Origin of the sequence: Nocardia sp. (assembly GCF_025465275.1) — a bacterium.
Lineage (GTDB): Bacteria > Actinomycetota > Actinomycetes > Mycobacteriales > Mycobacteriaceae > Nocardia.
In genome coordinates this window covers 25,821-39,105 of the sequence record NZ_JAODNK010000192.1, presented here as the reverse complement: position 1 = coordinate 39,105, position 13,285 = coordinate 25,821, and the positions used below count along the sequence as shown (strand labels likewise).

Genomic DNA, 13,285 nt, shown 5'->3' with positions numbered 1-13,285 from the left:
ACCTGGCCGGGCAATCCGCTCGCCTGCCAGCTTATGGCCAGCATACCGCGCCGCATCGGCTCAAATCGGGCGATCGGGACGACTAGGGAACGGTGACGCGGCGCGAACATGGTGTACTCCGAACAACTATCCGTCCAGCGGGATGGCGGCAGCGTAGGTGCCCCTGTGGTACACCAGCGGCGCGTGCGGCGGCTCGCCGTCCTCGTCCTGGTGTATGCGTACCACCTCGCAGATCACCAGCACCGAGTCGCCGGCCGGGATCAATTGCTGTACACGGCCGTGCACCCAGGTCGGGGTTCCGTGCAGCACCGGTTCCCCGGTGTCGAGCGCGGACCACAGCGATTCGTCGGAGAACCGCTCTTCCGCACTGCGCGAAAACCGTTGCGCCAGCGGCAGTTGATGGGCACCGAGCAGGTGAACGACGACCGATTCCGCCGCCTGCAGCGCACCGATGCTCGACGAGGTGCACGTGATATTGAACGAGACGAGCGGTGGATCCAGCGACAGCGAGGCAAAAGATGTGGCGGTGAATCCGACCGGTCCGGTGCGGGCATTCAGTGTCACGATCGTGACGCCCGCCGGATGACGCCGCAATGCGGCGCGGTAGTCGGCGGCCGTCACGCTACCGAAGCCTGCTGGCAGAGGCGAGCGACCGTCGGGTTTCTCGAGCGAGCTCGACATCAATTCCTCCTGATGATTGTGTCCGAGAAGGTGGTTGGTCCGGAGAGTCGGCTGCCGGGTCACGCCCGATTTCCCCGCGGCGACGGACGGATCGGCGCGACATTGAAGCGCCTTCCCCAGAACTGCCGCCACCTGCCCCGGCGACAGCCGCGCACCAAGGGCTTCCATGAAGGGCAGTGTCTGAAAAGCGATGTGCCCGAGTACATCCGGGTTGGACAGCGGCAGCAGAGTGACGCCATCGGCACACTGCACGGCGTAGATATCGGAAATCAATACGGCCAGCTGTTCGGGTGTCCCGACATACCGTATCGACGTCGCGGGCGGGGGCTCTTCGGTGCGACTGTCCAGCTGCGCCAGGATCCGGCGAGCGGTCGGCGCGTCGTCCGCGATCATCACCTCTACGTCGACGAGGACGAGAACGTCAGCCGGATCGTGCCCAGCCCGAATTGCGCTGTCCTTGATGCCGGCGGTCCGCCGTTTGGCGGCGAGCATATCCGGGGCCTGGATGCGCACAACCTTGCGTGACCGTGAATCGATCGGGTCCGGGGCGGTCAGGTTCCACCACACGTCGAGACCGGCGGTTCGCTCGTCGCTCTCCGTAGCGGCGTGGTGACCGGCACCGGCCAGCTCGATTGCGACACTCAGTGGGGGTCTTTCCCCAACTATCAACCCGGACATAGTGATTCCTCTTCCTGTGTCGCGCGATCCCGCGCTCCCGCCCCGGATGCGGTGGTCTCCGAACTCCCTCCGGAGACCACCGCTCGCTGCCGGAGCCAGGCAGCGGCTAGCGGGCGATCGGATCGATGACGAGCGCGAACGCCTTGTTCTCGATTCCGCCCGACCGATCGAGCGAGATGAACTTCTGCTCGGTGTACTCGTCGAGCGCATCCGGGCCGCCTTCGCGCCCCAGACCGCTCTCCTTGAAACCGCCGAACGGATATGCGGGGTGGATGACGTGCCAGTCATTGACCCACACCATGCCGGCGTCCAATTGCCGGGCGACATCCAGTGCGCGATCCTCAGTGCCCCAAACTCCGGCCGACAGACCATAATTGGTGTCATTAGCGATCTTGATCGCCTCGTCGACCGAGTCATATTTGAGCACCGTCAGCACCGGCCCGAAGACCTCCTCGCGAACAATCCGCATGTCATTGGTGACGTCGACGAAGATGGTCGGCTCGACCCAATAGCCATTGTCGAACTCGGCACCCGACGGTGCGCGACCGCCCACTATCGCAGTGGCGCCCTCTTCGGCCGCGATCCGGAAGTAGTCGAAGATGCGGTCACGCTGCACCCGTGAAGCGATCGGCCCGATGTGGGTCGCCGGGTCGAGCGGGTTGCCGACCTTCAGCGTCGAAGCACGCACGATCAGCCGTTGCACAACATCGTCGTAGGTGCTCGCCGGAACCAGCAGCCGGGTACCGGCCTCGCAGGCTTGGCCATTGTTGGCCATGCAGGCGAAAAGCGCACCGTCGATGGCGATATCGAGGTCAGCGTCATCGAGCAGAATGTTCGCGCCCTTGCCGCCGAGCTCGAGGGTGACCCGCCGGATCGTCTGAGCTGATTGGCGCAGAATGCTCTTGCCGACCGCCGTGGAACCGGTGAAGGCAACCTTGCGAACATCGGGATGCCCCGCGAGACAGGCGCCGACCGGATCACCGTCACCGGTGATGACATTGAGCACTCCGGCCGGCAGTCCGGCAGCCTCGAACTCCTTGGCCAGTTCCAATGCCAGCAGCGGCGCGTGCTCATCAGGCTTGAGTACCACGGTATTTCCGGCCACCAGGGCGGGCGCGATCTTCCACACCGTGGTCAGTAGCGGGATGTTCCAGGGCACGATGGCCGCGACCACGCCGATCGGCTCGCGCCGCACAATGCCGACTGCGGGGATCGGGCCGATCTCGGGTCCCTTGCTCTCCCACTCGTAGTTCTCCGCGAGTGAGGCCAGGTACTGCATCTGCGCCACCGACAGCCCGACATGGAGCGCGCCGGTGATGCGGATGGTGGCGCCGTTCTCCTGAGTCTGCAGTACCGCGAGCTCGTCGATGCGTCCGGCGAGCCGGGTGGCGACCTCGTTGAGCAGGGCCGCCCGCTCGGCCGGCGGGGTACGACGCCAGGTGCCGTCCTCGTGCGCGGCTTTGGCGGCGGCTACGGCCTGATCGACCTCGGCGATACCGCCCTTCGCGACTGTCGCGACGAGCTCTTCGGTTGCGGGACTGCGGATTTCGTAGAGATCGTCGGTGTCGAGCCATTTACCGTCGATGAACAGTGAGTAATGGGGTGTACTCATCGGTTACTCCTTGTGCTGTGAACCGCGAGGAAGGCGCGGCCGCCTCATCCGATTTGTCGTGCTCGCCCTTGCCAATACGGCGCACGAATCGATTTCTTGTCGACCTTGCCCGCCGGATTGACCGGCACGCTGTCGGCGAATTCGATCGTCTTCGGGGCGGGAACACTGCCGAGCTCGGCCTTCACATGGTCGATCAGTTCGCGCTCACTAACTCGCGCATCCGGTTTCGTCACCACGACGGCGTGCACGGCTTCGCCCCACTTCTGGTGTGGCACACCGATCACCACCGCTTGCGCGACCGCCGGATGACCCGAGAGCACATCCTCGACCTGTCGTGGGAAGACATTGAAACCGCCGCTGACGACCATGTCCTTCTTGCGGTCGAGAATGTAAAGGAACCCGTCCTCGTCCAGTCGGCCGATGTCGCCGGTGTGCACCCAGCCCTCCCGCAGCGCCTCGTGGTTGCGCGACGAATCCAGATAGCCGAGCATCTGGCCGAGCTGCCGCGAGCAGATCTCGCCGACCTCGCCGACCGGCAGCAGACGGTCATCGTCGTCCTGAATGCTCACCCGTACCGGGAACATCGGCCGGCCCGCGGAGGCGAGACGCTTGACCCAGTCCAGCGAGTCGACCCGATGCTCGTTCTTACGCAGGCACGAGATGTATCCCTGCTCGGTGCCGGCGTAGGTCTGGATGAAGATCGGTCCCAGCACCTCCAGCGCCTCACGCAACCGTTCCGGCGCGATCGGCGACCCGGCGTACACCATGGTCCGCAGCGTCGACAGGTTGTAATCGCTGCGATGCGGATGATCCAGCAACAGGTAGACAATGGTCGGGACGACCGCAGTCGCCGTCACGCCATGGCGCTCGATGCTGGTCAGCAACCCATCGACGTCCAGTCCGGGCAGCATGACATTGGTGCCGCCGCGCACGAACGTGGGCATGACGAAGATCTGTGTGAAATGCGTCAGGGGCGCGCCGTGTGCGAACACCTCGCCGAATCGGATATCGCCGATCTCGAGTCCGGCTGAAATGCTGTACTGCGCCCAGGTGAAGTGGGAATTGACCACACCCTTCGGCTCGCCCGTGCTGCCCGAGGTGAACAAGACGTACGCCTCGTCATCCTCGAACAGATCGACCTCCGGACGTGTGTCCGGCTGAGGGTCGAAGGTCTCCGAATAGTCCTGGGCAGCATTGGGATTCGACTCCGGGGTACCGCCGAGCCGGATCAGGTTCTGCAATTTCGGCAGCCGGTCCCGAATCTCGGCGATCTTGTCGTCGAACTGCGCGTGGTAGATCAGTGTGGTGGCATCGCTCTGCGCAAGATTCGATCGGAAACCGTCCGCAGACGACCGGGTCGGCAGCTGAACGAGGACGCCGCCGGCCGCCCAGATCCCGTGCTGAGTCGGGATGAACTCCAGGCAGTTCGGCAGCAGCAGCCCGACCCGCTCGCCCTTCTGCAGACCGAGACCGACCAGGCCATTGGCCACGCGGTTTCGCCATTCCTGCAGCTCACGGTATGCGATGGAGCGTTCGCCATCGATGATCGCAATAGCGGTGGAGTAGTAGGTGCACGCCCTGTCCAGGACGTCCGGCAACGTACCCCACATGGTCAGGAACCGACGAGAGTCGACGGGTCGAAGCCTTCAACCCAGTATTCGGGGGTGATGATCGGCAGACCCAGCCCCTGCAGGATCGGGGTGTCGTTCCAGTAGGTGGTCTCGCGCGCGACCTTGCCCTCTGCGTCGAGCTGGTGCCACGTAATACCCTGGGTGGTAAGGTTTTTGCCGCCCGTAGGCACGCCGCGATAGGTGTCGAGGCCTTCGCCCGTCCAGTACCAGCGGATCACTACGGCCGGATTGCCACCGACGCCGGCCACCGTGAAGCTTTCGAAGACCTCGAAGCGGTGGATGCCGACGCCATTGCCCGCATCGGTATTCGCGAACGGCGCCAGCCGGGGCGCCAGATCGGCCTTGGTGATCGCGGTGGACAGCACGTGATCGCGATCGGCGTGGTCGTCGTAGACCAGATCATCGGCGTACAGGTCGACAGCGGCATCGGTGTCGGTGGTCAGCGCCTTGACCCAGCGCTCAGCGTGCTCGTCGTGCGTGCTCATGATTCGGAATTCCCTTCGGAGAGTGCGCGTTTCAGGCGTTGACAAACGACTTGGCGACCGAGTGCGGCTCGATCGGCAGGCCGAGCTCGGCGACCGCGGTGGCCACGTCCCAGAGACTGGCCTCCTTCACGATCAGGCCCTCGTCGTTGTAGACATGGAAGGTGATGCCGCGGGATCCGGGCACCTTGCCGTTCGTGGGTACACCCACGAAGGCGGTCGCCGTCGGCGCCTCCCAGGTCCACCGGTAGATCGCTGACTTCTCGTCGCCGACGACCTCGTCGATGCGGAAGTTGTTGATACCGATGCCGTTTTCGGGGTCCTTGTTCGCGTACGGCGCGAAAACGCGAAGCAGATCTGCCTTGTCGGTGATCGTCTGACCGAGAATGGGGTCTTCGAAAACGAAATCGTCGGCATAGAGCGCGACAACTGCCTCGGGGCTTTCCCGGAAGGCCTTCAGCCACTTGATCGCAAAAGTATGACTCATGGAACTTCGCTTTCCTCGGTTCGTCAGGAACGCATTCAAGGTATGGCCGAACGACGGGGCGAATCGCCTTCCTCTCGGAGGAAATGCACCGCTCTAAGGGGGGATACCGGGGGTAGGCGGGCGCTGGCTAGACTCTCGGGAGCCGCGCGAAGGAGGAGGATCGTGACCGACCGCGAAACGCAGGAACCGACCCTCGACTCCGATCCGATCGAGTTCGTTCGGCGAAACTGGGAACGGACCGGGCAGCGCCGGCCGGAGCAATTCGCCGCCGCCGTATCGATTCTTCGGCTGCACGAGCTCGTCTCCGCGGAGTTCATCCGTGTCTTGAGGCCCTTCGGGCTCAACCGCACCGCCTATCACGTGCTATCGGCGCTGCTCATGTCCGACGACAACACCCGTCCGCTGGGACAGTTGGGCAAGGCCTTGATGGTGCATCCGGCGACACTGACGCTGGTGGTCGATCAGTTGGAGAAACGCAACCTACTGCACCGCTCGCCACACCCGACCTCCCGACGCACCACACTCGCGATCCTGACCCCGGCGGGCATCCGCATGGTCACCGAGGCCTCCGCCGCACTCGCTGACGCCAACTTCGGTTTGGCATCCACAACCGACGAGACGGCGCGCAGGCTCAACGACTCCCTGCGCCGCGTCCGTAAGCCCCTCGGCGACGCGGTCGAGTAACGCCGGGACCGCTTTCTCCCCCTTCGTTGGTCTTAAATCCCTCTTCCGGGAGGTGTGGCGGCACTGTGCCCATTGCCAGACTGGCTGCACACGCACCCAGAGGCAAAGGGTTGATTCATGAGCACATTCAGAAATGCCGACGAGGTCTACACCTATATCGGCGGAATTTTCGAAATCGCCACCAAGGAGCAGTCGTTCATCGATGCGACCGCTGGCACCGGACTGGTCGTCAAACTGATCCAGACCGATCCCGACGCCGTACTGGTGATCGATTTCCCCGGGCAACAGGTCACCACGGGTGACGCCGCACGGGACCTGGATTCCACTGTGCAGCTACGGATGTCGTCGGACAACAGCAACCTGTTCTGGCAGGGCAGGCTCAACTTCACGCTGGCCATGGCGCAGCGGAAAGTGAAGCTGGAAGGCAAGCGCTCGGTCGCACTGAAGCTGCTTCCGCTCACCAATGGATTGTTCGGCGTCTACAAGAAGCTGCTCGTCGACAACGGTCGTGTCGATCTGCTGATCCCTTAGAAATCCCCTCTATCCCAATACATTCCACCAACGCGCTAGGAGCAGACATGCTGGTTCCGGACATGACCGACGAGGAATTCCGGCCGTACTTCGAAAAAGCACAGCAGGTGTCGGAGTTCTTCCGGGAAATCGGCCCGAAATACGATCGCGAGAACACCTTCGCCACCCCTACCATCAAGGTGTTCAAGGAGTCCGGGCTCGGCGCGTTGCCGGTGCCGAAGGCCTTCGGCGGACCCGGCGGCAATCTGCTGCAGGCCTCGAAGGTGATCAGCGAACTGTCCAGGGGCGATTCCGCCATCTCCCTCGCCTACAACATGCACTACATCATGGTCGGCATCGCCGGCAATCTGATGAGCGAGGAGCAGAACAAGTACTGGCTGGGCCGGGTCACCGAAGGTGAACTCATGTTCGGCCCGTTCTCCGAGCAGCGCGCCGGATTCAGCGGCCTGGCCGACATGAAAGCGATTCCGCAGCCCGAGGGCGGCTGGCGCCTGTACGGCAAGAAGGTCTGGGGCACGCTCTGCGAAGCCGCGGACATCGTCACCACCAATGCGACCATTACCGACGCCGACGGCAACCTGCCCGAGGACTTCCAGGAGCGGGTCAACGCCGAGAGCTTCTTCATCGGTGAATTCAAACTCGACGAGAACGGTCAGGGCGACGGCGTCCGGATCGAAAAGACTTGGGACGCTTTGGGAATGCATGCCACCGGCACACAGACCGTCCATTTCGAGGGCTATTACGTCCCTGCGGACGGGTTCATCTGCGAGTGGCGAACCGGCGCCTTCGGCGTGCTGGAGTGGGCCTCACTGATGTTCGCCAGCATCTACCTCGGCATGCAGTACCGCGTGCTCGAGGAATCGCGCGCCGTGCTGTCGAAGAAGACCCTCGGCGCCACCTTCGGTGCCATCGTCGCCGCCGACACCAAGGTCTCCGGTGTCGGCCACATCATCGACGGCATCGGCGATATGGCCTCTCGTGTCGAGCTCAGCCGCCGGGTGCTGTATCAGACCTGTCAGGAGCTCATCGATGGCAAGGACGACGACTGGCCGATCGAGCTGCGCTTCCCATACATCGGGCTGGCCAAGACGTTCATCGCCGACAATGTCATGCATATGACCCGGCATGCGATGAGCATGGTCGGCGGCGGTTCCTTCAAAAAGGGCGCTATCTTCGAACGCCTCTACCGCGACTCCGCGGCCTCGATGTTCCAGCCCCTCAATGGCGACCAGTCCCGCACCTACATCGGTGAGCAGCTGCTGCAGCCGGAACAACTCAACGACTGACCTGGTCCGCGCGCAAAAGAACCGTTCCTGATCAGTGTCCAGGAGTGCGTCTTTCGAACTCATATCCTGGTACTGCGCGGATCCCGAACAGTATTGGACGCGATGCCCGTACCCATCGCTCCGGTGGGTACGGGCATATCTCCGGTTCGCGACATCGTCGCCCGGGACTGGGCGCCGGGTGCCAGGAGTGAGCTCAGGAGCACGACCGGGTCATGAGGTCCTGGACTGCCACATAGCTGAGTGCGGTGCCGGTGCCTCGACCGTCCCGCACCGCCTCCGCCGCCTGCACCGTCGCTTCGAGGGCTGTGCGAAACAGCAATGACCCTGTGCTGATCCGTCGCACGCCGATGTCGTCCAACGTTTGAATGTCACGCTGTGCCAGGGCATTGACAAGCACGGGAACGGCCCGCACCAGCGCTTCGATTTCGCGAGCCGTGCTCAGTCCCGGAACGAAGATCCCGTCCGCACCGGCGGCGGTGTACCGCGACGCGCGATCGATGGTGCTCTCCGGGGCGACGCCGAGCCACTAGGTGTCGATGCGGGCGTAGACGAACAGGCCCGGCGCGCCATCCTTCAACGCTCCGACAATCCGTTCGTGTGTCGCCGTATCTCCAGCCGTGTCCTCCACATTGACCCCGGCAACACCGATTTCCCACAGCTCGGCGGCCAGTTCCCGTGGGTCGGCACCGAATCCGGCCTCGATGTCGACTGTGATCGGCACGGGAAGGCGGACCAGCTTGCGAACCAGGTCTAAAGTTTCGATCATTGTCGTTCCCGCCGCGTCGATCAGCCCGTGTGCCGCGGCGACGCCGAGACTGGTAGTACCGATCGCCGGGAATCCGGCTTCGACCAGCGCCGAGGCCGAGGCGAAATCCCAGGCATTGGGCAACACCAATGGCTGATCCCCGTAGTGCATGCGATGGAACTCTCCGACCGCCAACGCCAATGCGTGCGTGCGCCCGGGGCAGGCATGCCGGCCTTCGCCGAATGGTCTGCCGGTGAGGTCGACTTCGAGAACTTCGCCCGAGGGGGCGAGGCGGCCGGTGGTGGGCACCGGCGGGTTTCGTCCCTCGATCAACGCCGTGGTGGCAGCGTGGGCTTGGACGAGGACGACGATCCGGTTGGCGGTGACTTCATCAGCGACCCCGCCACACACGGCCACCAGACGAGCCACCGCGCGATCCGCCTCCGCGGTGATATCTGGTGTGTGGTTGATAGCACGCAGCAACAACGGCGACGTCCACGCCGACAGCTACCGGAAGCCCCAGTGCCGCCGCCAACTTCGCCACCGGCGTTCCCGCACCGACCCGCAATACCTCGACGTCCGCCCTCCGCAACTCGACTTCGACGATCGCTCGCCTGCGAGTGTGGGTCTCGCCCTCGCTGAAACGCACGACGTTCGCCCGCAGCCAGGCGACACCGTCCATCGCGGCGGGAACCGTGGGAACCGGATAGTTCAACATGCCCACGACACTATGTCGCGGACACTTCGGCGCTCACCGAAGTGTGCTCGACACACAATGATGATGCGATCGACCCGCTGCTCACCGAAGACACCCGGGCATACAAGCCGACAACTACACGTTCGGACCGGAAGACCCGCCGTGGTTACTGCCAAAACCTCCGCCGAAACACCCAGCTGAGCAACGACCTGTAGCACCGACTGGCGGGGCCCGGCGGTGGAACAGATGGGTGCAGGTCTACTGGCGGGGCGTTTACCGCTCATGGTTGGGCGCGGTATCGGGGCCCTGCCTGAGGCAGGGATAAGGCAGTGTGGGAACCCGGGGAGGGGTACCCGGCGTTGGCTCCCCCATCAGGCGGGAGGGTGCGGCCCCCTGACGGGGAGACTGGTTGTGGTCCGGTTTCAGAGACTGCCGAAAAGACAAAGACTCGAAACCCAAGAACCCGAAAGACCCACCCGGACAACGACCTGTAGCACCGACAGGCAGGGCCCGGCGGTGGAACAGGTGGGTGGAGATCTACTGGCGTATGCGTTTGCGTTCGCGTTCGTTGCGGGCTCGGATGCGGGCCAGGGCAGCGGCTTTCCGCTCGCCGGGGTGGTGCAGGTGGTTCACCTGCGGTGTCCCGGTCGGGTTGATGTGCGGGGGCCCGATCCACCCGGTACGCCCCGGGAATTCCGAGTCCGGTCCCATGACAACGGTTTTCCACCCGCCGGGTCCGTCGTGGACTTGGGCGTGGCAGTGGTCGCACGCCAGGGTGAGGTTGTCGATATCGGTGCACCCACCCTGGGCCCACTCATCGATGTGGTGTACTGCGCACATGGTGGCCGGGGCGTCGCAGCCGGGGCGGGTGCAGCCTTTCTCCGACGCGATGAGCGCCAATCGTTGTGCGGGGCTGGCCAACCGGGGAACCCGGTCGGCATCGACCGCACGCGGACCGTATGCGGGACCGGTGGACCGGGTGTCGTCGTCGAGGGTCGCCGACCCGGAGTCACACTCGGTGCTCGAGGAGCGGGAACCACGGTCGGGACCGGTCGAACGCGGACCACGCTCAGGACCGGCTGACTGAGCGCTGTGGCCCAGGGTCGCGGACCGGGACTCGCGCTCGGTGTTCAAGGAGTGCAGGCCCTGATCGAGGGTGGCCGAGTGGTGGCCGCGCCCCAGATACAACGGCAAACCGGCCGGGTTCAGTACCGCGAGGTAGGGGTGGGAATTCCCGGCCAACTCCACCGCGTCCGGGATCGACACGATCCCACCGGACGCGGTGGTCGCGACTCCGGCGGCGGCTTCGAGGTCGGCCAGGGGCATGGTGAGGATGGTGGAGACCGGCAGTCCGCGGTGCTTACCGAGTTTGGTCGGGCCACCGAAGTCCGGGCGCAGGAACGCCAGCAGCGCATCATGATTGCGTTGCGCGGGGGTGCGGGTATCGCGTTCGGCACACGCCGCCAACAGCTCGGGCTTGATCTTGTCGTGCGCGACCCACGGGCTTTCCGGATCTTTCGGGTTGCACATGCCCGGGCGGGCCAGTTTCGCGAACATCGGGTCCAGGACCGCCCGCAGCTTCCGGTCGATCTCACCGACCAGCGGGGACATCCCGTCCGCGCGTTCGGCACCCAGGGTGAGCCCGCGCATCCGCTCCCGATCGGTGTCGGTGCTCAACGTGCCGTCCGGGTCCAGGCCCGCCAACAACACCTCACCCATCACCGGCACCCCTTCCGGGTACCCGGTGGGGGCGAGCTCGGTCAACTGCAGTTCGGTGGCTTCACGCACGTCGAGGTCGAGGCTGCCGGGCAACCGGTTCATCACCGTCATGATCCGCCGCACGTGATCGACACCGATCACCCCTACACGATGCGCGGCGGCGACATGCGCCAAAGTGGGTTCGAGCTCCACACCGGACACGATGCGCGGCCCGGTCTCGACAGCGATATTGACCCGAGATGCCGCATCAGCGCGGGAGAGACCCAATGCTTGGCGCAGAAACACTTTCGGGCTGGCGACCCCGGCACGTTGGGCCAGACCACGGGTGGTGGTTTCGATCACGAACCGGGTCTGCACGGCCTCGATCTTGCGCTTACATGTTTCCACTTCCCGCATCACCGCAATGAATTCATCATCCTGCAACGGAATCAGGGACGCGTTCAGGAGGTGATCGACCGCCGCTGTCAGTGCGTGCGCACTGACAGCGGTTGCGGTTTCTCCCCCCGGATTCATGCTTCTATTCTACCGCCGCAGGACAGGCCCGGAAAGGCGAATCATGTTGTGATATAAGGTTGTTCAGACTGGCGGACCGTCCAGCCTCTTTCCCGTTGTTGCTCTTCTCTTGTCTTGTTCTCTTGCTCTTGTTCTTTGTCGTTTTCTCTCTTCTTGTCCGGGCGTCTTTAATCTTTTGTTCTTTGTTCCTTTTGCTCTCTATAACGGGACCACAGCCGGTCTTCCCGCTGGGGGCCTGGTCCCGGCTCCCAGGCCGGCGGCAGCGTAAGCCGGGTACGTCTCCCAGGGTTCCCACACCTCTTCTTGTCCTGCACGACACCGGCGGAGGAAACCCGAACTCGAACCACGACCCCGCAACCCCGGCGTACCGGCGTACCGGCCGGAGGTTTTCCATTAACGCTGCCAGGCTAAGCCGGGGGCAGATGACCGCGCATGAGCAGCCAGGCGATGGCGCTGACCAAGCGCTGGATGGGATCAACCAAATCTATTGTCATCGGATCTCCTTGCGGGACTTGGTATCAGGCGGACAGTTCGGCGGCCGAGACCGGCTCGAGAACTTCCTCGATGGCGAGCCGGGCTTGACGCGGGAGGGTGTGCAGAATACGGCGGACGCGCTCCTGGCGGCGAGCAGCGGCCTGGCGGAACGGCATTCCCGGTGTGGGCCGCATCTGCGGGATGATGCCCTCGATGTCCTCGGCGCCACCGGCGTGGTGGCCGGCGTCGACCATCGCCTGCTCTTGCGCCATCTGAGCCTCGTCCTTTTCTTCGCTCATGCCGATCGGGCCGACGATGCGGCCGTTGAGGAACTGCCTGACGACCGGTTCGTCGCTGGTCAGCAGGACTTCGCGCGGACCGAACATGACCAGTTCACGGCGGAACAGCATCCCGATATTGTCGGGGACCGTGCGGGCCAGATTGATGTTGTGCGTGACGATCAGGAACGTGGCATCGATCTGGGCGTTGATATCGAGAAACAGCTGACTGATGTAGGTCGTGCGGACCGGATCCAGACCGGAGTCGGGCTCGTCGACCAGGATGATCTGCGGGTCGAGCACCAGGGCGCGGGCCAGCCCGGCGCGCTTGCGCATACCGCCCGAAATCTCGCCCGGCAGTTTGTCTTCCGCGCCGGTCAGCCCGACCAGGTCGAGCTTGTCCATGACGATCTTGCGGATTTCGGACTCGGACTTCCGGGTGTGCTCGCGCAGCGGGAAGGCCGTGTTGTCGAACAGCGTCATCGACCCGAACAACGCGCCGTCCTGGAACAGCACGCCGAACAGTTTGCGGATCTCGTAGAGCTCCTTTTCCGAGCACTCCAGGATGTTCGTACCGTCCACCACAATGGAGCCGTATTCGGGCCGCAGCAGCCCGATGAGCGACTTGAGGAATACGGATTTGCCGGTGCCCGAGGGGCCCAGCAGCACACTGACTTCCCCAGCCGGCAGGGTCAGCGACACATCACGCCAAATCGTCTGGGAACCGAACGATTTCGTCAGTCCTTCGACCTGGACTTCGACACCACTCATGATGAATTCTCCTTCT

The 13,285-nt window shown here is 64.1% G+C and carries 11 protein-coding genes and 1 pseudogene; 3 read left to right on the top strand and 9 right to left on the bottom strand.

Translation table 11 applies throughout. The features are described 5' to 3' along the window. Positions 1-126 precede the first annotated feature (126 nt). The 5 genes from JWN03_RS39525 to JWN03_RS39505 all read right to left on the bottom strand — a co-directional run bounded on the left by JWN03_RS39525 (position 127) and on the right by JWN03_RS39505 (position 5,571). Positions 127-681: a flavin reductase family protein gene (locus tag JWN03_RS39525; protein ID WP_297626670.1), complete on the bottom strand. Its 555-nt coding sequence runs from the start codon at positions 679-681 to the stop codon at positions 127-129. 784 nt (positions 682-1,465) lie between these two features. Next, positions 1,466-2,971 (bottom strand): aldehyde dehydrogenase family protein, encoded by a 1,506-nt coding sequence (locus JWN03_RS39520; protein ID WP_297626622.1) that lies wholly within the window; start codon positions 2,969-2,971, stop codon positions 1,466-1,468. Between the two features lie 44 nt (positions 2,972-3,015). Further along, positions 3,016-4,581 (bottom strand): AMP-binding protein, encoded by a 1,566-nt coding sequence (locus JWN03_RS39515; protein WP_297626619.1) that lies wholly within the window; start codon positions 4,579-4,581, stop codon positions 3,016-3,018. A 2-nt stretch (positions 4,582-4,583) separates the two neighbouring features. Next, the gene (locus JWN03_RS39510; RefSeq protein WP_297626616.1) at positions 4,584-5,087 is read right to left on the bottom strand and encodes a ketosteroid isomerase-related protein; all 504 of its coding nucleotides are present in this window, start codon (positions 5,085-5,087) and stop codon (positions 4,584-4,586) included. Between the two features lie 31 nt (positions 5,088-5,118). Continuing rightward, positions 5,119-5,571, bottom strand: a complete 453-nt coding sequence (locus tag JWN03_RS39505) for a ketosteroid isomerase-related protein (protein ID WP_297626613.1) — start codon at positions 5,569-5,571, stop codon at positions 5,119-5,121. A 162-nt stretch (positions 5,572-5,733) separates the two neighbouring features. On the opposite strand from JWN03_RS39505, the gene JWN03_RS39500 reads away from it, so the two are divergent. The 3 genes from JWN03_RS39500 to JWN03_RS39490 all read left to right on the top strand — a co-directional run bounded on the left by JWN03_RS39500 (position 5,734) and on the right by JWN03_RS39490 (position 8,072). After that, on the top strand, positions 5,734-6,255 hold the full coding sequence (locus JWN03_RS39500) for a MarR family winged helix-turn-helix transcriptional regulator (protein WP_297626611.1): 522 nt from the start codon (positions 5,734-5,736) through the stop codon (positions 6,253-6,255). 117 nt (positions 6,256-6,372) lie between these two features. After that, complete coding sequence (locus tag JWN03_RS39495) at positions 6,373-6,786, top strand: SCP2 sterol-binding domain-containing protein (RefSeq protein ID WP_297626608.1); 414 nt, start codon at positions 6,373-6,375, stop codon at positions 6,784-6,786. 47 nt (positions 6,787-6,833) lie between these two features. Then, the gene (locus JWN03_RS39490) at positions 6,834-8,072 is read left to right on the top strand and encodes an acyl-CoA dehydrogenase family protein (protein WP_297626605.1); all 1,239 of its coding nucleotides are present in this window, start codon (positions 6,834-6,836) and stop codon (positions 8,070-8,072) included. A 193-nt stretch (positions 8,073-8,265) separates the two neighbouring features. Here the strand turns inward: JWN03_RS39490 and JWN03_RS39485 are convergent. From JWN03_RS39485 to JWN03_RS39470, 4 genes and pseudogenes are all read right to left on the bottom strand, one after another. Beyond that, positions 8,266-8,988, bottom strand: a pseudogene (locus tag JWN03_RS39485) (isocitrate lyase/PEP mutase family protein). A 220-nt stretch (positions 8,989-9,208) separates the two neighbouring features. Next, positions 9,209-9,535 carry a hypothetical protein gene (locus JWN03_RS39480; protein WP_297626603.1) on the bottom strand — a complete coding sequence of 109 codons (327 nt, stop codon included), beginning with the start codon at positions 9,533-9,535 and terminating at the stop codon, positions 9,209-9,211. Positions 9,536-10,051: 516 nt separating this feature from the next. Next, positions 10,052-11,746: an HNH endonuclease signature motif containing protein gene (locus JWN03_RS39475; protein ID WP_297626602.1), complete on the bottom strand. Its 1,695-nt coding sequence runs from the start codon at positions 11,744-11,746 to the stop codon at positions 10,052-10,054. Positions 11,747-12,264: 518 nt separating this feature from the next. Continuing rightward, complete coding sequence (locus JWN03_RS39470; protein ID WP_297626601.1) at positions 12,265-13,269, bottom strand: ABC transporter ATP-binding protein; 1,005 nt, start codon at positions 13,267-13,269, stop codon at positions 12,265-12,267. Between the last annotated feature and the right edge of the window lie 16 nt (positions 13,270-13,285).